Source organism: Xanthomonas vasicola (assembly GCF_000772705.2).
GTDB classification, from domain to species: domain Bacteria; phylum Pseudomonadota; class Gammaproteobacteria; order Xanthomonadales; family Xanthomonadaceae; genus Xanthomonas; species Xanthomonas vasicola.
On the sequence record NZ_JSBW02000054.1, the window covers coordinates 80,023 to 104,269 of the forward strand.

Genomic DNA, 24,247 nt, shown 5'->3' on the forward strand with positions numbered 1-24,247 from the left:
GATGACCTGCGCAGACATATGTCGCGGTGACGCGCGACAACCTCGCTGCGCTCAACAGCAGCTATGTACGCTCGCTGCGTTACGGTATGCGTTGTGGATAGCCCGTGACATTGTTTTCGCCGTGCAACCCGCGATGTGGTTTAATCGCCGCCGAAGTGGGGGTACCGCAGCGCGCTGCGGTTGAGATAGTCCCTTGGAACCTGATCCGGCTGATACCGGCGTAGGGAAGCTTCGTCAGATGCGATGGTTCGTGCGTGCACGGGTCATCGGTATCGAGCGCCGCCGCTTCGTCCGCACTGCGACTCCTTCGCAGCGCCAGCCATTAGGACGAATGCCATGAACGCCGCGCCCACCGTTTTGCAGCAACAAGCCCAGTCGTTGTCCGAGGCTGTGACTCAGCCGATTCCCGGTTCACGCAAGATCTTCGTGCAAGGCTCGCGCGCGGATCTGCAGGTACCAATGCGCGAGATCGCGTTGACGCGTACGCCCACCTTGTTCGGTGGCGAAGAGAATCCGCCGCTCAGCGTCTACGACACCTCCGGGCCCTACACCGATCCCCGGGCGGCCATCGATCTGGCCGCTGGTCTGGCGCCGCTGCGCGCGCAGTGGATTGCCGAACGCGGCGACACCGTAGCGCTGGAAGGGTTGAGTTCCAGCTTCGGGCGTGGCCGCGAGCACGATGCGCGCCTGGATGGCGTGCGCTTTCCGGCACGGCGCTTGCCGCGGGTCGCGCGCGAGGGCGCCAACGTCACTCAGATGCATTACGCGCGCCGCGGCATCATCACGCCGGAAATGGAGTACGTGGCGATCCGGGAAAATCAGCGTCTGGAGGCGGTGGCCGATGCGAGCTTGCGCAAGCAGCATCCGGGTGAAGCATTCGGCGCCTCGATCCAGCAACGCATCACACCGGAGTTTGTGCGCGACGAAATCGCGCGCGGGCGCGCGATCCTGCCCAACAATATCAATCACCCCGAAAGCGAGCCGATGATCATCGGCCGCAATTTCCTCACCAAGATCAACGCCAATATCGGCAACAGCGCCGTGTCTTCGGGCATTGCCGAAGAAGTCGAAAAGCTGGTGTGGTCGATTCGTTGGGGCGGCGATACGGTAATGGATCTGTCCACCGGCAAGCACATCCATGAAACGCGCGAGTGGATCATCCGCAACTCGCCGGTGCCGATCGGCACGGTGCCGATCTATCAGGCCTTGGAAAAAGTCGATGGGCGTGCCGAAGCGCTGACCTGGGAAATTTTCCGCGACACCTTGATCGAACAGGCCGAACAAGGCGTGGACTACTTCACCATCCACGCCGGCGTACTGCTGCGCTACGTGCCGCTCACCGCAAAACGCGTCACCGGCATCGTGTCGCGTGGCGGTTCGATCATGGCCAAGTGGTGTCTGGCGCATCACAAGGAGAATTTTCTCTATACGCACTTTGAAGACATCTGCCAGATCATGAAGGCTTATGACGTGGCGTTTTCGTTGGGCGATGGCTTACGCCCGGGCTGCATTGCCGATGCCAACGACGCGGCGCAATTTGGCGAACTGGAAACGCTGGGCGAATTGACCAAACTGGCGTGGAAGCACGATGTGCAAACGATGATCGAAGGCCCCGGCCATGTGCCGATGCAATTGATCAAAGAGAACATGGACAAGCAGCTGCGCGAATGTGGCGAGGCGCCGTTTTATACCCTTGGGCCGCTGACCACCGACATCGCGCCGGGCTACGACCACATCACCAGCGCGATCGGGGCGGCGATGATCGGCTGGTTCGGCACAGCAATGCTCTGCTACGTCACCCCGAAAGAGCACCTGGGTCTGCCCAATCGACAGGACGTGCGCGATGGCATCATGGCCTACAAGATCGCTGCGCATGCGGCCGACCTCGCCAAGGGGCATCCGGGCGCGCAGGTGCGCGACAACGCCCTGAGCAAGGCGCGTTTTGAGTTCCGTTGGGATGACCAATTCCATCTCGGCCTGGATCCGGAAAAGGCCAAGGAGTTCCACGACGAAACGCTGCCCAAGGACGCGCACAAGCTGGCGCACTTCTGTTCGATGTGCGGGCCACATTTCTGCTCGATGAAGATTACTCAGGACGTACGCGATTACGCGGCCGAGCACGGCATGGGCGAGGCGCAAGCGTTATCGACAGGAATGCAGGAAAAGTCGGCGCAGTTCTTGGCGCAGGGTGCGCAGGTGTATCGCCCCACGTGATGCGTTACATCGAGGCGTTTCATAAACACCATGCAGCGCCCGCTTAGGAAAAATTCAGTTTGGTATTGCCAGATCGCATCGCGGTGCGCAAGTGCCGCGGTGCGGTTGGATTGCAAGCGATTACAGCGGATAAGGGTTTCAGCGGGTTTAGCTGAATCGCAGATAAAAAAATCGCGCCAAAGGCGCGAAGGATACGTCGTAATTATTTGAATTCGTCGGCGAGAGAGAGAGAGCCTGACGCTGCCGCCTGTCATAGGAAGCAACGAGGCATAGCGTAAAATTTGCACCAAATGGATGCATGACACAGTCAGTCGTGGTCCTTTGCCGAATTTGGCGTTTCGCGCGTTGTGCGATGCGCTCTTGTAGTCCTTTGCATGCCAATGCGTGTTTTTTGCCGATGAGTGTTCCTCCCGTTACTGCAATGCCATCGGACCGGCTGCGTGTCGGTCAGTGCGTGGTCGACGTTGCCTCGCGCGAGGTACACGCGCCGGGTGCAAAGCGACCGCTGCGTCTGGCGCCCAAATCCCTGTCGGTATTGCTGACCCTGGCGCGACAGCCGGGCCAGGTGGTCACGCGTGAGCAACTGCTTGCCGAGGTCTGGCCCGATACCTTGCCGACCAACGATGTGGTGACCCAAGCGGTCACGCAGCTGCGCAAGGCGTTTGCCAGCCACGGCGGGCAGCGTTCGGAGCATATCGAGACCATCGCCAAGACCGGGTATCGCTTGATGGCGGCGGTTGTGTGGGAAGCGCATGCAGCGGTATTGACGACTCTGCCGCATGAGGCATCTGGTGTGCACTCGCCGCAGCCGGCGCAAGCGGACGATGGGGCTGTATTCGCATCCTTATCGGTGTCCGAGCAGTCCGGCACTGCGCAACATATTCACTCCTACGCCACGCCCACGCAGCCTGTAGAACCAGTCGCTGCGCGGCCGGCCGCGCCACGGCAGCGGCGTTGGATGGCGCTGGCAGTTGCCGGTGTGGCGTTGCTGGTCGTGCTGGGCCTTGCAGTACAGACCATGTGGCATCGGGGTCCGGCACCTGAGGCTGCGCAAGCGCCTGCCGTCTTGGGCAGCCCCAAACGGCCGTATCAAGTAATTACCGCAGGCGGTGGATTCGATCTCACCCCGAGCCTGTCGCCGGATGGTGCGATGGTGGCGTATGCCTCGCTGACCGGCGATCGCGCCGGCACTTCGATCCTGGTCAAAACTACCGACAACGCCTATCCCCGCGTACTGGAAACGCCGGCGCCAGGCAGCTCCGATCGCTTGCCGGCGTGGTCGCCGGATGGGCGTGAGATCGCGTTTTCCCGGCAGGCGCGCGATGGGGTTTGCCGGGTCATGATTGCCGCCGCCACCGGGCCGGCTGCGGCACGCGAAGTAGCGCGTTGCGACGGTGCGGACATGCTGAGCTTCAGCTGGTCGCCGGATGGGCGCGCACTGGTGTTTGGCAGCATGACCGGCACGCATGGCGCGGCACGCCTGCGTCGCCTGGATTTGGAAACCGGGCAGTGGCAGACGCTGGATTATTCTGCGCAGGCCAGTGATTTCGACTACGCGCCGCGTTACTCGCCCGACGGGCATTGGATGGTGTTTGTGCGTAATCCGCAGCTTGGCGATCTGTGGCGGATTCCGGCTCAAGGCGGTGCTGCCGAACGGCTCACCCATGACAACGCCGATATCCGTGGCTGGAGCTGGTTGCCCGACGGCAGTGGGCTGATCTTCGGGCGTCGCGTGGACAGCGAGGCGCGGCTGTATCGGCTCGATCTGATTGACAGCAGCCTGCACGACCTGGGCGTAGACGATGCGCAGGCACCGGATGTGGCGCACGGCCATCTGGTGTTCGTGCAACGCAAACCGCAATTCGGCGTGTATCAAGTCATTCACGACAGCATGAATGGTGGCTACATTCGGCGCCGCTTGTTTCCTTCCAGCGGGCGCGACGATCAGCCGATGATCGCGCCGGATGGACACCAGCTGATCTTTGCCTCCAATCGCTCCGGTACGTACGGGCTGTGGTGGGGCGATGTCAGCAAGCCCAGCTCGGTGCGCCTGATCGAAGGGCTGCGCCCGGATTCGCGTCAGGCCGCGGACTGGTCGGCCGATTCGCAACGTGTGCTGGTTAGCGGCAGCGATGCGAACGGACATGCTGCACTATTCGAAGTGTCCCCAAGTACCGGCAAGGTCGTGCGACTGGCGGTGCCGCAACCGCGCCCATTGCAGGCGATCCATCTTCCCAATCCCGCGCACTTGCTGGTACTTGCCGCCGCAGACGACGGGCATACCTTCGCAACGCTCTACGACCGGCGCAGCAGCCCGTGGCGTGCGCTGGCAACGCTGCAGGACGTGTCGCAGTTACGACTGGACCGCGTCAGCGGACACGTGCTGCTGACGCGTCTTAGCGGCGGTGGCGTCTGGCAGATCGCGCCATCGCTTGCCGCAAATAGCTTGCAAGCCGTCGATCCGCAGCAGCCATCGCGCTGGCGCTATCGCAGTTGGGCGCCGGGAATGAATGGCCAGCTGCATTACCTGTCTTCGACTGATACCTGCGCCACCTATGACGGCGAGTTGCGCAGCGGTCGCGGCCAGTGTCTGGACGCGGCAAAGTTCTCCACGATCAACGGTTTTAGTCTGGACCCGCACGACGGTGCACTGTATGTGGCGCTGGCAGAAGAAGATGGCAGTTCCCTTGCCTACATGCCGCTGCCGCAGCGTTCCGTTGCGTCCATCGGTGTCTTGGCTAACCTGTTGTCGGTATTGAGAAAAATCGCCTCGTAAGTTCTTCGGAAAGGCTTCGTGGCAATTTCGGCACAGTTTCGTCAGAACTTCCTGACTGACGCCGCATTCGGCAAAACACTACGCCCTCTTTTGTACAGGGGGCTGCCAACATGCAACAGGTCATCACCGCAGATCGTGGGCTTGCGCTCGCGCTGGATAGTGCCAACGAGTCCACATCGACGACCTGTCTGGCGGTCTCTCGGCTCGGCAGCATCCGCACCAACGCAGCAACGTTCACGTTGTGGGTGCAGCTGCGTGGACGCGCGTGGGTGGAATCCAAGGAGGGACGGTTCCGCTTGCATGCTGGCGACTGGATCGCCTTCGACAAAGACTCCCATCCCACCGTGCAGGCAGACCGCAGCGCGCTGTGTGTGGGCGTCAGCCTGGACAGCGATAGTCTGCAATCACTCACCGAGCTGACCGACGCCACGTTGTATCCGGGCCGCGCCCAGTTGTCGCGCAGCGATCTGCGCATTGCACTGCGGCTGTGGCGTAACGCCGCGGCACAGAGCGGTAGCGCCCCCGCCCGCCCGTTGCTGCTGCATCTGGCGGCGATGCAGCGGGACTTCACCGAACAAGAGCAGCGTTGCCCTGGCCGCTCGCGTAGCCGTCGGCGTCAGGTGTTCGGCCGCATGCAGCGTGCTCGGCTTTATCTGGAAGGCAATAGCGACCGCGTGGTGCGTATCAGCGAACTCGCGCAGCTGACCAACTTCTCCAGCTGGTACGTTTCCAAGACATTTCAAAGCTTGTACGAAGAAAGTCCGCAGGCGCTATCGGCACGCTTGCGCTTGGAACGTGCCTCCGATCTGTTGCGCGATACCTCAATGATGATCGGCGAGGTTGCAGCTGCAAGCGGCTTCGACAATTGCTGCAGTTTCGCGCGTGCGTTTCGTGCGCGCTTCGGTGTCTCCGCATCGTGCTACCGCGACCAAATGGCAAATCCGCCAGATTCGGCAAAGCCACGTAGCGTGACGCGCAAAGCGACGGCGTTCACGCAATCGTAATTTGCACAGCGGCGTTAACGCGCCACTAACGAACCCTGGAGAGATTGATGAACCTTCGCACCTCCGCAGTGCGGCTGGGCCTGTTGCCCGCCGGTATTGCGATCGCGTTGACGCCGGCTTTCGCCGCCAACGCACAAGAGCAGTCCGCCCCGTCGACCACGACGCTGGATCGCATTGAAATTACAGGCTCGCGCATCCGCTCGGTCGACGTTGAAACCGCCCAGCCCGTGTTCACCGTGACCCAGCAGGACATTCAGAAGTCGGGCCTGGTCAGCGTTGGTGACATCCTCCAGAACCTGTCGATCGCCGGCACCCAGACCTATAGCAAGGCTGCCGTGCTGACCTCCGACCCGGAGCAGGGCGGCCAGTACGTCAACCTGTATAACTTGAACGAAAACCGCACCCTGGTGCTGGTGAACGGCAAGCGTTGGACCAGCAGCCTGAATGGCCTGACTGACATGTCCACCATCCCGAGCTCGCTGATCGAGCGCATCGAAGTGTTGAAGGACGGCGCCTCGGCCATCTACGGCTCCGACGCCGTGGCCGGTGTGGTCAACATCATCCTGCGCAAGAACTACGACGGTGCGGAAGCCTCGGCATACTTCGGCCAGAATGGCCGTGGCGACGGCTCCAAGGAGCAGTACTCCTTCACCGCCGGCACCACCACCGACCGCGCGTCGCTGGTATTCGGTGTCAACTACACCAATGAAGATCCGGTGTGGGCCAAGGACCGTACGCTGACCCGTTACTCCGCTGGTCCGAACCACATCGAAGATGGTTTGAGCGCAACCGGTCCGTGGGGTCGTTTTAACTCGAACGACGAAACTTACATCCTCAACCACACCGGTTCGTTCGACGGTAAGGGCGTGGGTGCGGATTCGCGCAATCTGGCCAACTACCACAACGACATCACCACCGACGACTACTTCAATTCCATCGACCAGATGATGTTGCAGCAGTCCAGCAAGAATAAGTCGATCTTCACGACCGGCAGCTACAACCTCACCGACAGCCTGACCTTCAAGTCGACCGCGATGTACTCCGAGCGCGATTCGAACCGTCAGATCGCCGGTTACCCGCTGCAGGCTGCATCGCAGCCGCAATTCCCGGTGGCCATCAGTGGCAGCAGCTACTACAACCCGGTCGGCCAGGACATCAACAGCTGGTTCCGCCGTACGGTTGAACTGCCGCGTACCACCGAAAGCAACGTCAAGACCCTGCACTTCGACGCAGCGCTGGAAGGCGTGTTCGACGTCGGCAGCCACGGCTGGAACTGGGACGTGGGCTTCAACTACAACAAGTACGATGTGACGCAGGTTTCGCGCGGCAACATCAACTTGCTGGCACTGCAGAAGGCGCTGGGTCCCTCGTTCCTCAATGCACAGGGTCAAGTGCAGTGCGGTACCGCGGCTAGCCCGCTGCCGTTGGGCACCAGCAATGCGCTGGGCCAGTGCACCCCGTTCAACATCCTGGGCGGCCCGTCGGCGTCGACCCCGAACGCGTTGCAGTACATCAACGCGCTGGGTCAGGCCACGCAGCAGAGCCTGAGCAAGCAGTGGACCGCCAACCTGACCGGCGGCCTGTTCGATTTGCCGGCCGGTGAGCTTGGCTTTGCAGCAGGTGTCGAACACCGCCAGGTCAGCGGTTACGACTACCCGGATCAACTGTCCAGCGCTGGTTACACCACCGACCTGGCTGCACAGGCAACCGAAGGTCGCTACCAGACCAACGAAGCCTACCTGGAGTTGTTGATTCCGGTGCTGAAGGACCTGCCGGGTGCCAAGGAACTGTCGTTCGACGTTGCCGCGCGTTACAGCAACTACAGCCGCTTCGGCGACACCACCAACAGCAAGTTCAGCTTCACCTGGAAGCCGATCGACGACCTGCTGGTGCGTGGTACCTACGGCACCGGTTTCCGTGCACCGACGCTGTCGGACACCTTCGGTGGTGGTTCGCAGACGTTCGACACTTTCACCGACCCGTGCGATGCAACCTTCGGTTCGTTGGGCAACGCCGGTGTAGCAGCGCGTTGTGCTGGGCAGGTGCCGGCTGGCTTCCGTCAGACCGACAGCGCAGGCAACCCGGTGACGCGTCGCGACGTGCAGGGCAACGCACCGTTCAATTCGGGCGTCGGCAATGCAGAGCTGGAGCCGGAATACAGCATCACCCGTACCGTGGGCATGGTGTATAGCCCGCATTGGGTGCAGGGCCTGGACTTCTCGCTGGATTGGTACCGCATTTCGATCTCCAACATCATCACCGCGCTGTCGGCCAATGATGTGTTGAACAACTGCTACCTCAACAACCTGGAAAACTATTGCGCCAACTTTGCGCGTGATTCGGTCACTGGCCAAGTCACCACGCTGAGCCGCGGCAACGTCAACCTGGGTCGTCTGGAAACCGAAGGCTACAACTTCGGCGTGCGTTACCGCATGCCGGAAACCGCCTACGGCAAGTTCGCGGTCAACCTGGACACCAACTACCTGGCGACCTACAAGTCGCAGGCACAGTCGGGTGCGGAGTGGTCGAACGCCGCTGGCTACTGGAACTTCCCGCGCGTGCGTGCCACCTTGGGTCTGGACTGGTCGCTGGGTTCGCTGTCGGCTAACTGGGATCTGCGTTACTACGGCGGCTTCCGCGATTACTGCTGGGATGCATCGGCAGGTATCGAGTGCAACGACCCGACCTACCAGACGCCGAACCCGGGTTGGGGTGGTGGCACCGGTTCCAACAAGAAGGGCTCGATTTCCTATCAGGACGTCTCGGTCACTTGGCAGGCTCCGTGGGATGGCAGCGTGACGGTTGGTGCCCGCAACATCTGGAACAAGCAGCCGCCGATCACCTATTCGATCACCAACAGCAGCACCGCTGCGATCGATCCGATGCTCGACTACGACCGCTTCCTGTTCGTGCAATACAACCAGCGCTTCTGATCACCGAAGTGGTGTAAGTAAGTAGAAAAAGCGGGCCGAAAGGCCCGCTTTTTTGTGTTTGTTATTGGCCGTGCCGAGTGTGCTGCGTGCCTGAGGCGCGGCGATTGCTTGGTGGTACATAGGCAATCGGAACGCTGCCGGAATGACACGACCTGCCTCCGAAATTCGGTCGAAGGCTCAAGGCCCACGGCGCTACACGCAAACGTGCGATTGCAGACAATTCGAGTGCGACGCTCTATGGTCGATCAGAGCAATATGGGTGCCGATCTGGACAGCGGTTATTTCAGAGGCCGTATCTCGGTAGCTTGCCGATCGCCCGATCCCGGCGCTGCAGGTCCACACCCTACAGCGTCCGTCATGCATCCTGCTGGCGCCAATCCCGAGTGCAACGCACAGCGACTAAACGCCAAAGAAAAAAGGCGCGATGTCATCGCGCCTTTGGTGACTTCAATCGCTGCTACCCAACGATGCCGCTTACGCCTCGGCAAGCCCCAGCAACGTGTCGGCCTGTTCGCGCCAGCTCGGCAGGCGGGTAATGACGCCGACCTTGGTCAGATACTCTTCGTCCACGCTTTCGCCGCTGGCCAGTGCCATGGCCACATGCACTGCGCCGGTGACCCAGAAGCTACGCAAGCTGGAACGCTGTGGATGGCGATGGAAGGCCACCGCTTCGATGATCGGCATGGGCAAACCCCACAGGCCAAGCAGATACGCACCGGCCTCCGTGTGACCCAATCGCTCGTCGCCGCCTTCGGCTGGCGGTTCGCGCTCGTCGCGCACGCCGGGCAGCAACAGGCCAATATCGGCCAGCAATGCGGCGGTCGAGCCGAGTTCTGCGCTGGTTGGCGGCAACACCTTGGCGGCCAGGCGCGAGGAGAGCAGGGCGCGGCGCTGCATTGCGCTGCGCTCTGCCGGGGTGAGTGTCTGGACCGAAAAGACTTCGCTGGCCAGCACCAGATCGCGCAGCGTCGCCACACCCAGGCGGGTTACTGCGGTGCGCAGATCGGTAATGCTGCGGCCGCCGGAAAAGAACGCCGAATTGCACAGTTGCAGCACTTTCGCCGCAATCGCCGGGTCGCCGGCGATCAGCTTGGCGATATCGGCCGCGTCGGCGCCTTCGTCTTCTTCCAGCGCATGCATCAGGCTCAGATACAGGTGCGGTGGCGAAGGCAGTTTCTCGATGCGCCCAATCGCCGCGCGCAGGCGCGGATTGCTGAGCAGATCGCGCAGCTCTTCCAGGCTGGTGACCGCTTCGAGCAGTACTTCCGGTGCCAGCGGCATCGGCAGGAAGCGGTGTGCCACGCCGATGATGCGGGCCGGCGGCGTGCGCTGGCCGTCCTGCGCATCGATCAGCGCAATACGAATGGTGTCCGGGCGCAGCGTGCGGATCTGCCCCAGCAAAGTGGCAGCAGTCAGGTCCGGCAATACGGGCGCAACAATGACGGCGTCGAATGGCGACAGTGCGGCAGCTTCAATCGCCGAATTACCATCGGCCACCTGCTGCGCCTGCCACTGGTCGCCCAGATCGGCAACGTAAGCGACAAGGTGGGACGGAAGACTGGCTTCGTCCCCAACAAACAGAATACGCAAGACACTTCCCCAGAAGTCACCGGTGGCAGACACCGGCCAAACGCAGTCGGCAATGTACCCAATTTGCCGACTGCGGTCACCGGGATCACGCAAAAAGCGTGATCCCGGTCACCCCGCATGTGCGGGTGGCATCACGATCAACGGATCATGGTGCATCGGAATTGTAGCGTTCCACCGACTCCACCAGGATGCGCTTGGCCTCAGCCGCGCCGCCCCAACCGTCCAGCTTGACCCACTTGCCCTTCTCCAAGTCCTTGTAATGCTCAAAGAAGTGGCCGATGCGCTCCATCCAGTGGCTGGACACCTGGTTGATGTCTTCGATATGCGCGTAGCCGGAGAAGATCTTCTCAACCGGCACGGCCAGGATCTTTTCGTCGCTGCCAGCTTCGTCGCTCATGCGCAGCACCCCGACCGGGCGGCAGCGCACCACCGAGCCCGGCACCAGCGGCAACGGCAGCACCACCAGCACGTCGGCCGGGTCGCCATCGCCGCACAGGGTGTTAGGCACGTAGCCATAGTTGCAGGGATAACGCATCGGGGTCGACAGGATGCGGTCGACGAAGATCGCCCCGCTGGCCTTGTCCACTTCGTACTTGACCGGCTCGGAATCCTTGGGGATCTCGATGACGACGTTGATTTCTTCCGGCAGATTCTTGCCAGAGGTGACCAGTTCAAGGCCCATGCGGGTAGCTCCGAGGCGTCAGTAGTGTGTGTGGAGCGCGATTCTACGCGTTCGGCTGTTGCGCTGCAGCGACACTGAATGGGCAATGTTCTGACCATCGTGTGCGGCGTAGCCCTCGTTCATCATGGGTGGCTCCCCGATCGTTCCGGCCCGATCGGCGGCGCACGCTGCAGGCTCATCCACTGCATAGGAAGTGCCATGTCCAGGCTCGCGCGTTTGCTCCTTGTTTTGCTGCTGTCCCTCACCGCCCAGGTTGCTGCTGCGGCCACGCCTCCGCCCACCTTCGTGGATGCGGTGGATTGGCCCGCGAATGGCGAAGGCTGGGAGGCATTCTTCGATCTGGAGCAGCGGCTGGATCGGGGTTTCGACAATATTTGCGGCGACACCTTTTGCGCCGGCGAATTCAGCGACTACCAGCCGCTGCGCTTCCGCTGTTCGGTGCATCGCGTCACCGGGGTGGTGCGTAGCTGCATCTGGACCTTCGGCGCCAGCGAGGTCAGCGTCGACCCCCGCAGCGGTTACCTGCGCTCCGACAGTCGTGTCTGGCGCTGCACGGCGCCGCTGAAGGCTGGCACACGCCTGGATGAGATGTATCGCACGCTTGCAGTCACTAACCCGCTGTTCGAGCCACTGCCTGGCGGCGCACCGCCGATCTATGACGGCTTGATTGGCTGCCTATGATCGATGGCCGAAGCCGAAAGCCGTGCCAGGGCTGGCAGATACCTTCGGGTGAGCGACGTCATCTTCCTATCGAAGATGGCTCGCCATGGCAGGCGAGAGCGTCACGTGGATCGCGAGCCGGGCAGTGCCGTTGACGGGCGAGTTGGCCCAGCGGCTTCTTAAACGACGTCTTCCCTACGCCGTAGTGCTGTCTTCAACGCAATGCCGGTTGCGGTTTGCAACTCACGTGGTCGGTCTACTGCTTCCCGTCAGCATGGCCGCGGGTCACCCGACCTGCGGCCACCGCACCGCTACAGCAGCGGCACGAGCAACAAGGCGACGATATTGATGATCTTGATCAACGGATTGATCGCCGGCCCCGCGGTGTCCTTGTACGGGTCGCCGACGGTGTCGCCCGTGATCGCGGCCTTGTGCGTCTCGCTACCCTTGCCGCCGAAGTGGCCGTCTTCGATGTATTTTTTGGCGTTGTCCCATGCACCGCCGCCGGTGGTCATCGAAATGGCCAGGAACAAACCAGTGACAATCGTGCCGATCAACAAGCCACCCAGCGCACGTGGCCCAAGCAGCAGCCCGACCACGATGGGGACCACCACCGGCAACAACGAAGGCACGATCATTTCGCGGATCGCCGAGCGGGTCAGCATGTCGACGGCGCGGTCGTACTGCGGCTTGGCCGTTCCGGCCATGATGCCGGGGAGCTCGCGGAACTGGCGGCGCACTTCTTCCACCACCGCGCCGGCCGCGCGGCCGACCGCTTCCATCGCCATCGCACCGAATAAGTAGGGAATCAGTCCGCCGATCAGCAGCCCGATGATCACCGTGTGGTCGGACAGATCGAAGGCGAACACCTGGCCGGGATTGGCCGCCTGCAGGTTATGCGTGTAGTCGGCAAACAGCACCAGTGCGGCCAATGCTGCCGAGCCGATCGCATAGCCCTTGGTCACTGCCTTGGTGGTGTTGCCCACCGCATCCAGCGGGTCGGTGATGTTGCGGACTTCCGGCGGCAGCTCGGCCATTTCAGCGATGCCACCGGCGTTGTCGGTGATCGGCCCATATGCGTCCAGCGCAACGATCATGCCGGCCATCGACAACATCGCCGTTGCGGCGGTCGCTATGCCGTACAAGCCGCCGAAGTGAAACGCCCCCCAGATTGCCGCACACACCGCGATCACCGGTAGTGCAGTGGACTTCATCGAAATGCCGAGCCCGGCGATGATGTTGGTGCCATGGCCGGTGGTACTCGCTGATGCAACGTGCTGCACCGGTGTGTATTGCGTGCCGGTGTAGTACTCGGTGATCCACACGATCAGGCCGGTGAGCACAAGGCCGATCAGTGCGCACACATACAACGCCGTTGCACCGTGAATGTTGTCGCGCATCAGCGATTGGGTGATGGGCCAGTAAGCCAGCGCCGCAAGCACGCCCGACACGATCACGCCTTTATACAGCGCGCCCATGATCGAGCCGCCGGCTTTGACTTTGACGAAGACCGCACCCACGATCGATGCAATGATCGACACGCCGCCCAACGCTAACGGATACAGCACCGCATGCGGCCCGGTTTCGGCCAGTGTCAGGCTGCCAAGTAGCATCGTGGCGATCACGGTCACTGCGTAGGTTTCGAACAGATCTGCGGCCATCCCTGCGCAGTCGCCGACATTGTCGCCAACGTTATCGGCAATCACTGCCGGGTTGCGCGGGTCGTCCTCGGGAATGCCGGCTTCAACCTTACCAACCAGATCGGCGCCCACATCCGCGCCTTTGGTGAAAATACCGCCACCCAGGCGCGCGAAGATCGAGATCAACGACGACCCGAACGCCAACCCGACCAAGGCATGCAGGTTTTGCTCCAGCGGTAGGCCCAGCGCTTGCAGCGTCGCAAAATAGCCGGCCACCCCAAGCAGCCCGAGGCCGACCACCAGCATGCCGGTGATTGCGCCGCCACGGAACGCCACATCCATCGCCTTGCCGATACCATGCCGCGCTGCTTCGGCGGTACGGACATTGGCGCGCACCGACACGTTCATGCCGATATAGCCGGCCAATCCCGATAACACCGCGCCAAGCGCAAACCCGATCGCGGTATACCAACTCAAAAACAGCCCTACCAACACGAACAGCACCGCGCCAGCAATTGAAATGGTGAGGTATTGCCGATTGAGGTAGGCACGCGCACCTTCCTGGATCGCGGCGGCGATCTCCTGCATGCGTGCATTGCCGCTCGGCTGCGCGATCACCCAGCGCGCCGACACAATTCCATAGACGATTGCCAAGACCGCACAACCCAGTGCAAGCCACAACCCGTAGTGTTCCAGCATGACCCCTCCCAAAGAATGGATGTCGTCCGGTCGGGACGAACCAAGGGCGATGCACACAACGAGTTAACTGACGAATACGGACTCGACGGCCATGGGCCGTAATGCGCGTCGCGAATGTTCAGGTGGCCGGATCGCGACCGAGTATGCGCCGCAGCGTGCATGGCTACCAGCGCTGCGGCTTTGGCGCGTCGTTCAGTTGCGGCATGACAGCCTGCGGCCAACGTGATCCGGTCGACCAGGAGTCTCCATGTCTCACCATGCTGCGCAAAAATATGCCGCGATGCTTGCAACGCTGTTGCTGACCAGCCAAGCGTTTGCGGCAGATCCGACGCCCGAACTCAAGCAGCGTCCGCCAGGCACTGCACAAGCGATTGGTGCGGTGCATACCTTGCGTCAGATCCCGGAAGCCTGTGCGCGTCTGGAAGGTGTGTTCACCGGCAATGCTGCACAGCCGTACACATTGTCGGTGGTACGCAGCAGTCCCACCTGTCAGCCGCGCGCACGCTTCGTAGATTTCGCCAAGGCTGCGCCGAGCGTTGCTTCGGGGTGGATCTTCAACGATGTGATCCGTGTACCAAGCGCAGCGTGCCCGTGGCAGCAAGCGGTCGTGCGCGTGTGGCGTAAGCCGGTGGACGCGAAACCGCAGCTAGATGGCCAGGGCCAATCACGTATCTATCTGGAAGACGCCAAACAACAAGCTGCTGCCGGAAAGATCCCGCAGGTGCCGATGTTCGCTGCGCAGATGACGGTAGAAGGTAAAGCCTGTCAGTAAGCCGGTCATCTGTTTCTCTGCCCCCATAACAACGACCCCCGGCCACGCCGGGGTTCCCTCTATTGGCGTGCAGTGTGTGGCAGTAAAGCGGCAGTCGCGCAGCCAAAGCATTTTCATGATCTGGTCGTAGTGATCTACGACGCCAGTCAGCGTGACCTTTCTCCTTCGGACGCAATGCGAGGGCGTGAGCCAATGGGTTCGCCGCGAACTGTGCCGACGTAGTCCGGTACGCCTCCGCAATGCTTCGAAACTACCCCGCCCAAGCCGGCAATTTCTTCGCCACCGCCACATTCTTCAGCGTCACATATTTCGGTAAGCCATCGCTGCCGTAGGCCAGCGGGGCTTCGCCCTTGACCAATGGGGCGAAATAGCGGCGGGCGCGTTCGGTGATGCCGAAGCCGTCCTTGCGCAGGAAGCTGGGCGGCATCTTCTTTTCGTGGTTGGCCACCTTGTGCAGGGGCGCGGGCATGATCTTCCAGCGGTACGGCGCGTCGCTGACGCGTTCGATCACCGGAATCACTGCGTTCATGCCCTTAAGTGCGTACTGCACGGCGGCTTTGCCGACGGCTTGCGCCTGTTCCCAGTCGGTCTTGGACGCGAGGTGGCGCGCGGAGCGTTGCAGGTAATCGGGCAAGGTCCAGTGCACCTTGTAGCTGAGTTCCTGTTTGACCTGTGCAGCCAGGAACGACGCCACGCCGCCGAGTTGCGCGTGGCCGAACGAGTCGGCCGCGCCGCCGGCATCGGCGACGAACTTGCCGTGTGCGTCCTGGATGCCTTCGCTGGCGACCACCACGCACCAGCCGACTTTTTCCACTACCTGCTTCACCTTGGCCAGAAACGCGGCTTGGTCGTAGGCACGTTCGGGCAGCAAAATGATCTGCGGTGCGTCGTCCGGGCCTTGCCCGGCCAGCCCTGCCGCGGCGGCAAGCCAGCCGGCGTGGCGGCCCATCGCTTCATAGATGAAGACCTTGGTGGAGGTGTCGGCCATGGCGGCAACATCCAGCGCGGCCTCGCGCACCGAGACTGCGGTGTACTTGGCCGCCGAGCCGAAGCCGGGACACGTGTCGGTTACGGCCAAATCGTTATCGATGGTCTTGGGCACGCCGATGCAGTGCAGCGGGTAGCCATACGCCTTTGCGAGTTGCGAGACCTTCCACGCGGTGTCGGCCGAATCGTTGCCGCCGTTGTAGAGGAACCAGCGCACATCGTGCGCGCGCAGCACATCGAGCAGGCGCTCGTACTTGGCGCTGTCCTCTTCCAGCGATTTGAGCTTGTAGCGGCACGAGCCGAATGCGCCGCCGGGCGTCTGCGCCAATGCGGCAATGGCCGCAGCGGATTCTTTGGAGGTGTCGATCAATTCCTCGCGCAAGGCGCCCAGGATGCCGTTGCGTGCAGCCAGCACCTTGATCTTGCGGGCGCGCGCTTCGGCGATGACACCAGCTGCGGTGGCGTTGATGACAGCAGTGACGCCGCCGGATTGGGCATACAACAAGTTGCCAGTAGTCATAAGGGGACGGGCTCCTCACATGGAACATGGCGCAGGGGACAGTGCCGGGACATTCCCCGGATGCGGTAAGCTGCACGACCATACGGTCAGCGCTGGCGAAGAAGTGAGTCTAACGCCGCCAACCGCACCGCGTTTTTATTCGAAAGTGGAGTCCACTGATGCGATTGGTTCTGTTGGGACCGCCTGGTTCGGGCAAGGGCACCCAGGCGACACGTCTCAAAGACACGTTTGAGATCCCGCATATTTCCACCGGCGACCTGTTACGCGCCGAAGTGGCCGCCGGTTCGCCGCTGGGTTTGAAAGCCAAGGAAGTGATGGCACGCGGCGACCTGGTGTCCGACGACATCCTGCTCGGCATGCTCGAGGCGCGCCTCGGCCAGGCCGATGTGGCCAATGGCTTCATCCTGGACGGCTACCCGCGCAACGTGGCGCAGGCCAATGCGCTGGATGCCTTGCTCAGCGAGATCGGTCAGCCGCTGGATGCGGTGGTGCAGCTGGATGTAGCCAGCGAATTGCTGGTCGAGCGCATCGCCGGTCGCGCCAAGGCCGAAGGCCGCGAAGACGACAATCCGGAATCGGTGCGCAAGCGTCTGCAGGTCTATACCGATTCCACCGCACCGGTGATCGGCTTCTACGAGCAGCGCGGCAAGTTGGCGCGCGTGGACGGCGTGGGTTCACTGGATGAAGTGCTGGAGCGCATCCGCAAGGCGCTTGGCCGCTGAGTCGGCATGGAGCGGGCGCAAGTCCCGGTCCTTCGCAGTCGCGGCAGTTGGCCGCACTGCTGTTGCGAAGGGGCGAGCGCGTTGAATGCCACGCGCAGGCTGAGCCGCGTGCGTGGGATCGCCCAAAAGAAAACCCCGGACGTACAAGACGCCCGGGGCAGAATAACGCCAGTAGTAGGCTTGCTCAGAGCCCCGACAGCATGAGCTCCCTGGGGATTTGGCCTCTTGGGGAGTAGGACCAAAGGGATGCTGCGACTGGCGTTTAGTATGGTGATGGATGTGACGCAGTTCGCATATCGGGAAATTTCCGACAGTACGGTAGGAATTTCCCGACACCTGAGCTCGCGTTGGATCGGAATGTCCCGCAACTCCGGCGATCAGCGACAATGAGCGGCATGACCAAACTCCACATTCTCGGCATCGCCGGAACTTTCATGGGCGGTGTGGCCGCCCTGGCGCGTGAGCTGGGCTGGCAGGTGGAAGGCAGCGACCAAGCCATCTATCCGCCGATGTCCACACAGCTGGAAACGCTGGGCATTGCGCTGGCGCAGGGTTATGCGCCGTCCAATATTTCGCCGGACGCGACCGATGTCGTCGTCGGCAATGCCTTGTCGCGCGGCAATCCGGCAGTGGAAGCAGTGCTGGATGCCGGGCGCCGCTACACCTCCGGCGCGCAATGGCTGGCCGAGCAGGTGCTGCCTGGCCGCGACACGCTGGCAGTCGCCGGCACCCACGGCAAGACCACCACCACCACGATCCTGAGCTATCTGTTGGAGGCCGCCGGGCGTGCGCCGGGGTTTTTGATCGGTGGCGTGGCCGAAGACTTCGGCGTGTCGGCACGGCTGGGCCAGGGCTGCGAATTCGTGGTGGAAGCCGACGAGTACGACACCGCCTTTTTCGACAAGCGCAGCAAGTTCGTGCATTACCGCCCACTGGTGGCGATCCTCAACAACCTGGAATACGACCATGCCGACATCTTTCCCGACGTGGCGGCGATCCAGCGCCAGTTCCATCATCTGGTGCGCACAGTGCCGGCACGCGGGCGACTGATCGTCAATGGCGAAGACGCGCACCTGGCCGAGGTGCTGGCGATGGGCTGCTGGACGCCAGTGGAGCGCTTCGGGGTCGATGCATCGCTGGACTGGAGCGCGCGTTTGATCGCGGCCGATGGCAGCGCGTTTGCGGTGCTGCACCGTGGCGTGGAAATCGGTCAGGTGCAATGGCCGTTGGTCGGGCGGCATAACGTATTGAACGGGTTGGCGGCGCTGGCGGCGGTACATGCGGTTGGCGTAGATCCGGCCACGGTGATGCCGGCGTTGGCGCGCTTTCAGAGCGTCAAGCGGCGGCTGGAAGTCATCGGCAACGCGCACGGGGTCACCGTGTACGACGACTTTGCGCACCATCCCACCGCCATCGCCACCACGTTGCAGGGCTTGCGTGCGAAGGTCGGTGCAGCGCGTGTGGTGGTGGCGATGGAGCCGCGCAGCAATTCAATGCGGCTGGGCGCGCATGCGCAGGCGTTGGCGCCATCGCTGCACGATGCCGACGCAGTGGTGTTTCTGCATCGGCCTGAACTGGCTTGGGACGCCGCACCGATCATTGCGCAGGTGCGCGGTGATGCACATGTGGCGCACGACGTGGACGCTTTGTTGCAGACGCTGGGCGAGATCGCGCAGCCGGGCGACCATGTGGTGTTTATGTCCAATGGTGGCTTCGACGGTGCGCCGCGACGTTTCCTGGCGCAGCTGTCCTGATGGTGCCTCTCATGCCTGCCGCCGAGACCAGCGCGTTGCCGTTGTTTCCGTTGCACAACGTGTTACTGCCGGGCGCGGCAATGGGGTTGCGTGTGTTCGAGCGCCGCTATCTGGATCTGGTGCGCGAGAGTGGCCGCAATGGCACGAGCTTCGGTGTCTGCCTGATCCTGGACGGCACCGAAGTCGGTGCGCCGGCAACGCCGGCTGCCTTTGGTACCGAAGTGCGTATCGAAGATTTTGATGTCGGCGCCGACGGTGTGCTGGTGCTGCGCTCGCGCGGCACGCGTCGCTTCCATGTGCAGCGCTCGCGCATACGCCACAACGGCTTGGTGGTTGGCGAGGTGCGTTGGTGCGAGCCCGACAGCGACGACGAATTGCGCCCCGAACACAGCCTGCTGGCCACCCTGCTCGAGCGCATGCTCGAACAGGTGGGTGGCGAATTCGCCTCGGTGGGGCCGGGCTTGCTGGATCAAGCCGCCTGGGTGGGCTGGCGGTTGGCCGAGCTGTTGCCGCTCACCGAACAGCAGCGTCTGTTGTTGTTGCAGCAGGACGATCCGCATCAGCGGTTGGATCAAGTGCTTGCGTGGATGCCGTGATGTGCTGACGCAATGGCGCAGGCGCGCTTCATCATTGCGCTTGCACCGCTGCAACGGCACACTCCTGCGCTTGAGTACGCTGTCGATGGCATCCACGCACTGGATGCGCGTAATGGCCGCACTCGCTATCGATCCACTGGAGTGAGCCTTGATCATCGATGTCAAACCGCGTCTAGCGGATGTATTCAACCAGGTCTGGCGGACCCTGGCGGTGTTGTTCGTATGGGATGTCTTGATCACGATCATCTACTACGTGCTGCCGTTCCGCGCGCCAGCGTTGCCGCTGACCATCTTCGGCTCGGCGTTGGCGTTATTCCTGGGTTTTCGAGCCAATTCCACCTATCAGCGTTGGTGGGAAGGGCGCGTGCTGTGGGGCCAGATGATCAATGCATCACGTAACTTGGTGCGTTTGAGCGTGAGCATTTTGTCTGCGCCGGAAGCTGCGGCGCTGGGGCGTGCGATTGCGCTGCGTCAGATCGCTTACGTCAACGCGTTGCGCTGCCAGTTGCGCCGGTTGCCGGTCGCGACGGCGTTGGAGTCGCGTCTGGATGCCGATGAAGTAACCGCAGTGATCACCCGCACCAATGTAGCCAACGGCTTGCTCGACATCACAGGTCGCAGTGTGGAGCAGGCGCGGCGCGATGGCTGGATCGACAGCATCCAGCAGGCCAGCGTAGAGCGCATCCTGGTGGATATTGCCAACGCGCAGGGCGGCATGGAGCGCCTGAAAAATACCCCGCTGCCGTACCAATACCGCTTCTATCCAAACGTGTTTACGCGGCTTTTCTGCGTGCTGTTGCCGATCGGGTTGGTAGAGACGCTGCAATACGCCACCCCGGTCGGTTCAACCGTGGCCGGCTTGATGTTTCTGGCGGTGTTCAAAATCGGCGATGAGCTGGTTGACCCATTCGCCAACACCATCCACGACCTGCCCCTGGACACGATGTGCCGTACGGTGGAAATCGATGCCTTGCAAGCCATTGGTGAGCAAGCGCCGGAGCCGATGCAGCCAGTGGGTGGTGTGTTGTGGTGAGGTACGCGCGCTGATTCAACGCGGCGTTTGCATATCCGAACGGCGCTGATTCCCAGTGCTCCAATCGCTTTGAAAGGCGATTGAACGGCGCTGACAGTTGCGGAGCCGATGATCCGCGGCGTTGCTGCAGGGCCCTTGCCCGCCCACCAGCGCGGGACACGCTGCAAGTACGTCCCTGGAAGCTCCGTGGCGGCCTCCATGCCGCCAAGGGTCCTGCGACGGTGAGCGGGCAAGACCAGTCGAGATGGTCGGTGTGTCAGTGCAGGCGACAGGCGATGTGCGCTGGCGATGTCAATAAGCGTTGGGAGTTGGCAGTTGGCAACGCCCAAGCACTAAGCCGCACACCGCCTTCGCACCACGAGCCGCTTTTATAAAGCCGCCGACCAACGTACTTGTCCGATGTCCTGGTCGCTTGCGGGACCGTTGGCGGCATGGATGCCGCCATCGAGCCCCCATGGACGGGTTTACGGCGTGTCGCGCAAGCGGTGAGGGCATCGCGCACTCGATGCACGAGGCTTTTGTTCTGAAGTTTCAGCTGCATCCAGACGCCAGCATACGATCGCCATCGATATAGGGTGTAAATAGCGTTGCTGGCAGCCCGGACCTATAAAAAACCGCGTGATTTCAGGCCGGTCGCGGTTATTGCCAGATCGATCAACGACGCCGCTGTGACGGGTCCGATGCAGCAGCACCGGGCGCAGTGGTTCCCGCCTGCGGTGCAGTGTTGTCTTTGTTCTCGCCACGCACTGCGCTACCCGAGGTGGTGTCGATCAGGATCACCGGCACCTGCGAGCGACGACGCTGTTCCATGCGATGCGGCAGTGGGCCGAGTGCGTCGCGCAATGCGCTCAATGCAGGATCGACGCCGCGCAACGGGTACCACAAGCCGATCAGGCTGAAGTGGCGGCTGTAGCGCAAGGTCTGGGTGCTGCCCACCCACAGGGGTTGTGCATCCGGTTGCAGACGCGCGGCGGCGGGCCACAGGCGCAGCACATGCACATGGCCGGGCGCGGCATGGCGCACCATCAACAGCGCTTCGACCTGGGTGTCCAGCGTGGCCGGCAGAATCGGCACTTCGTCCGGGCGGCCGCTGACATCGAGCAGATGCAGCGCCTGTTCCCAGCCTGCTTGCGGCTGGACCTGCCAACCGCGCGCTTCGAGTTGGTGCTGCAACGGGGCAAGCGGACCGGCCAACTGCACGTCCAGCGGCCAACGCTGATCGTCGTCGAATTCGTTGCGGCGTGCCGGCAGCAGGCGCCATTGCCTTTCCCACCACTCGTTTGCCGGCAACTCCATCAGCAACTGCGGCGGCGGTTCGAACTTCGCCAGCTTGGCGTCGAGATTGCGTGGCGCAAAGAAGATCGCGCAGCTCACGAACACGCCGTAGAAGATCCACGATACTGGCTTGACCCAGAACGCGCGCGTGGCGCGGCGGCGGTAGGCAATGCCCAGCACCAGCAGCCAGAAGATGCCGAACAGCATGCCGCCAACGACGTCGCTGAGCCAATGTGCGCCCAGATACAGGCGTGCGAAACCGATCAACGACACGATGGCACCGCTGACCAGATATGGCCACACGCGGCGGCGGCCGGGCAACTCGCGCGCGATCAGCAGCGCGAAAAAGCCAAAACCAATTGTGGCCATGGTGACCGCGACCGATGGAAACCCAAAGCCGCTGCTGGCCGCAGGCGGGCGGACCACCTGCACGGTGGCGCCAAGCAGTTGGGTCAGCGCAAGGCCGAAGGCCAGCGCGATGACCCAATGCGCCACGGCCATCCAGCGACGGCGCCAGGCCAGGTAGCCCATCGCGGCGGCAATGGCCGGCAACAGCACTTGCCAGTCGCCCAGCGAGGCCAGCGCCACCATCGGGTAGTCGGCCAGCGGGTTACGCAGCGCCAGCATCAGGTCGTGCACGGCCAGGTCCACGCGCAGCGGCTCGCCATGCGCCAGCACCACCATCAGCAGCACGAACCAGCCCCAGCCGAGCAGCAACAGCATCAAGGCCATCATTGCCAGTGGCACCGATTCGCGACGGCGCGGATCGAATACGCCGACCGACCAATTTCCCAATACCGGATGCCGATGCGACCACTCCAGCAGGCGTGCCAGCAAGGCATCCAGGTGGCCGGCGGACCAACGATACGCATACAGCACCACCGCCCAGGCGAGCCCGATCACGGCCGCGAGTAACGCGACCACCACGAACAGCCGCCCGGCCACCGCCGCGACTGCATCGTAGGCAGTGCCCAGCACCCAGCCGGGCACCAGGAACAACAGCGCCCACGAGATGCAGGCCAGCCCGCTGGCGAACAGATAGCGCTTGAACGGCATGTGCGACATGCCGGCGATTGCTGGCACGAACGGCCGCACCGCGCCCACATAGCGGGCAATCAAGATGCTCTTGAAGGCGTTGCGCCGGAACAGCAGCTCGCCGCGTTCCAGCAATTGCGGATAACGCCGGAATGGCCAATAGGTGTGCAACTGGTGGCCCCAACGGTGGCCGACCCAGAAGCTCAGCGTGTCGCCGACGAAGGCGCCCAGCGTGGCGCACGCCACTGCGTAGGGCCCGTTGATCTGCCCGAGCCCGATCAGCACGCCGATGGCAAATAGCAATGGCAGCGCGGGCACGATGGCGCCCAGCACAATCACCGCATCACAGAATGCGATGGCAAAGATCACCGCGCCAGCCAAGATGGGGTGGTGTCCGATCCACTCCAGCGTGGCGTCGATCCATGAGTTCATCGCTGAATTATAAAGGTGCGCAGCAGTGGTTGATTGCACCGTCCTCACATGGAGGGATGGGCTTCACCTCAGGTTGCGACCACGCAGATGCCGCCCGCGCGCGCGCCACAGAGACGCGCGGGGAGACAAACCAGCCGCCTACAATGGGGCATGAGTCACGACCCCACTGGCAATCTGCCGCTGAAGTCCGATACGTTCGGACGCATTTTGTTGATCCGCGATGGCGAGCACGTGTTCGTGCGTCGCGACCTGAGCGTGGCGCCATTGCTGTTGCGTGGCGTGGCCTGGTGGCTGGCGCGACGCGAGGCGCTGGCCTTGCGCCAGCTGGATGGCTTGCCGCGCACGCCACGGTTGCTGCACTGGGACGGGCGCCATCTGGACCGCAGCTACCTGGCTGGCGCGGCGATGTATCAGCGTCCGCCGCGCGGCGATCTGGCCTATTTCCGTAGTGCGCGCAGGCTGTTGCAGCAGCTGCATCGTCGTGGCGTGGCGCACAACGATCTGGCCAAGGAAGCCAACTGGCTGGTGCAGGACGACGGCAGCCCGGCGGTGATCGACTTCCAGCTGGCCGTGCGTGGCAACCCACGCGCGCGCTGGATGCGTCTGCTTGCCCGCGAGGATCTGCGCCACCTGCTCAAGCACAAGCGCATGTACTGCCCGGCCGCACTCACTCCGGTGGAACGCCGCGTGCTCAAACGCACTTCCTGGGTACGCGAGCTCTGGTTCGCCACCGGCAAACCGGTCTACCGCTTCGTTACCCGCCGCGTGCTGCACTGGGAAGACAACGAAGGGCAGGGGCCGAAGCCGTGAACGGCCGGGAATCGGAAATCGGGAGTGGGGAATCGGTAGAGCGCACCGGGAGAGCTGTTTGTTCGTCGGTTGCGGGATGTTCAAGGCGTTAAGCTTTTGCCATTCTCGATTCT

Annotated in this window: 16 protein-coding genes and 1 riboswitch; of the genes, 11 read left to right on the forward strand and 5 right to left on the reverse strand. The window is 62.6% G+C overall.

Translation table 11 applies throughout. The features are described from left to right. Window positions 1-147: 147 nt before the first annotated feature. A riboswitch (TPP riboswitch) is annotated at window positions 148-245 on the forward strand. A 91-nt stretch (window positions 246-336) separates the two neighbouring features. The 4 genes from thiC (at window position 337) to NX05_RS15725 (ending at window position 8,927) form a co-directional block, all read left to right on the forward strand. After that, window positions 337-2,214, forward strand: a complete 1,878-nt coding sequence (thiC, locus tag NX05_RS15710) for a phosphomethylpyrimidine synthase ThiC (RefSeq protein ID WP_039434404.1) — start codon at window positions 337-339, stop codon at window positions 2,212-2,214. 421 nt (window positions 2,215-2,635) lie between these two features. Further along, on the forward strand, window positions 2,636-4,990 hold the full coding sequence (locus NX05_RS15715; protein WP_039434407.1) for a winged helix-turn-helix domain-containing protein: 2,355 nt from the start codon (window positions 2,636-2,638) through the stop codon (window positions 4,988-4,990). A 110-nt stretch (window positions 4,991-5,100) separates the two neighbouring features. Beyond that, window positions 5,101-5,994 carry a helix-turn-helix domain-containing protein gene (locus tag NX05_RS15720; protein WP_039434411.1) on the forward strand — a complete coding sequence of 298 codons (894 nt, stop codon included), beginning with the start codon at window positions 5,101-5,103 and terminating at the stop codon, window positions 5,992-5,994. A 47-nt stretch (window positions 5,995-6,041) separates the two neighbouring features. Next, window positions 6,042-8,927 (forward strand): TonB-dependent receptor plug domain-containing protein, encoded by a 2,886-nt coding sequence (locus NX05_RS15725; RefSeq protein ID WP_010377176.1) that lies wholly within the window; start codon window positions 6,042-6,044, stop codon window positions 8,925-8,927. A gap of 474 nt (window positions 8,928-9,401) precedes the next feature. Here the strand turns inward: NX05_RS15725 and NX05_RS15730 are convergent, their stop codons facing one another. Both NX05_RS15730 and ppa read right to left on the reverse strand, forming a co-directional pair. Then, window positions 9,402-10,550 carry an HDOD domain-containing protein gene (locus tag NX05_RS15730; RefSeq protein ID WP_026112542.1) on the reverse strand — a complete coding sequence of 383 codons (1,149 nt, stop codon included), beginning with the start codon at window positions 10,548-10,550 and terminating at the stop codon, window positions 9,402-9,404. 112 nt (window positions 10,551-10,662) lie between these two features. Then, a complete protein-coding gene (ppa, locus tag NX05_RS15735; protein ID WP_010364408.1) occupies window positions 10,663-11,199 on the reverse strand; it encodes an inorganic diphosphatase in 537 nt (178 codons plus the stop codon). A 198-nt stretch (window positions 11,200-11,397) separates the two neighbouring features. On the opposite strand from ppa, the gene NX05_RS15740 reads away from it, so the two are divergent. Next, a complete protein-coding gene (locus NX05_RS15740; protein WP_010364412.1) occupies window positions 11,398-11,880 on the forward strand; it encodes a hypothetical protein in 483 nt (160 codons plus the stop codon). Between the two features lie 290 nt (window positions 11,881-12,170). Here NX05_RS15740 and NX05_RS15745 read toward each other — a convergent pair whose 3' ends face one another. Next, entirely contained in the window at window positions 12,171-14,198 is a 2,028-nt protein-coding gene (locus NX05_RS15745) for a sodium-translocating pyrophosphatase (protein ID WP_039434417.1), read from the reverse strand. Window positions 14,199-14,445: 247 nt separating this feature from the next. Here NX05_RS15745 and NX05_RS15750 point away from each other — a divergent pair, with 247 nt between their 5' ends. Further along, entirely contained in the window at window positions 14,446-14,970 is a 525-nt protein-coding gene (locus tag NX05_RS15750) for a hypothetical protein (protein WP_126922748.1), read from the forward strand. A 250-nt stretch (window positions 14,971-15,220) separates the two neighbouring features. On the opposite strand, the gene NX05_RS15755 is transcribed toward NX05_RS15750, so the two are convergent. Next, complete coding sequence (locus NX05_RS15755) at window positions 15,221-16,477, reverse strand: 6-phosphofructokinase (RefSeq protein WP_039434423.1); 1,257 nt, start codon at window positions 16,475-16,477, stop codon at window positions 15,221-15,223. A gap of 158 nt (window positions 16,478-16,635) precedes the next feature. Here NX05_RS15755 and NX05_RS15760 point away from each other — a divergent pair, with 158 nt between their 5' ends. The 4 genes from NX05_RS15760 to NX05_RS15775 all read left to right on the forward strand — a co-directional run bounded on the left by NX05_RS15760 (window position 16,636) and on the right by NX05_RS15775 (window position 20,582). Then, the gene (locus NX05_RS15760; RefSeq protein WP_010364422.1) at window positions 16,636-17,199 is read left to right on the forward strand and encodes an adenylate kinase; all 564 of its coding nucleotides are present in this window, start codon (window positions 16,636-16,638) and stop codon (window positions 17,197-17,199) included. Between the two features lie 386 nt (window positions 17,200-17,585). Further along, window positions 17,586-18,953 carry a UDP-N-acetylmuramate:L-alanyl-gamma-D-glutamyl-meso-diaminopimelate ligase gene (gene mpl, locus NX05_RS15765; protein ID WP_172645697.1) on the forward strand — a complete coding sequence of 456 codons (1,368 nt, stop codon included), beginning with the start codon at window positions 17,586-17,588 and terminating at the stop codon, window positions 18,951-18,953. After that, window positions 18,953-19,549, forward strand: coding sequence for an LON peptidase substrate-binding domain-containing protein (locus NX05_RS15770; RefSeq protein ID WP_017119549.1), 597 nt, complete (start codon window positions 18,953-18,955; stop codon window positions 19,547-19,549). Before mpl ends, NX05_RS15770 begins: the two co-directional genes overlap by 1 nt. A 148-nt stretch (window positions 19,550-19,697) precedes the next feature. Further along, entirely contained in the window at window positions 19,698-20,582 is an 885-nt protein-coding gene (locus NX05_RS15775) for a bestrophin family protein (RefSeq protein WP_039434425.1), read from the forward strand. Window positions 20,583-21,236: 654 nt separating this feature from the next. On the opposite strand, the gene NX05_RS15780 is transcribed toward NX05_RS15775, so the two are convergent. Beyond that, window positions 21,237-23,324 carry a bifunctional DedA family/phosphatase PAP2 family protein gene (locus NX05_RS15780; RefSeq protein WP_039434427.1) on the reverse strand — a complete coding sequence of 696 codons (2,088 nt, stop codon included), beginning with the start codon at window positions 23,322-23,324 and terminating at the stop codon, window positions 21,237-21,239. 150 nt (window positions 23,325-23,474) lie between these two features. Between NX05_RS15780 and NX05_RS15785 the strand changes: the two genes are divergently transcribed. After that, the gene (locus NX05_RS15785; protein ID WP_010364430.1) at window positions 23,475-24,134 is read left to right on the forward strand and encodes a serine/threonine-protein kinase; all 660 of its coding nucleotides are present in this window, start codon (window positions 23,475-23,477) and stop codon (window positions 24,132-24,134) included. Window positions 24,135-24,247 lie beyond the last annotated feature (113 nt).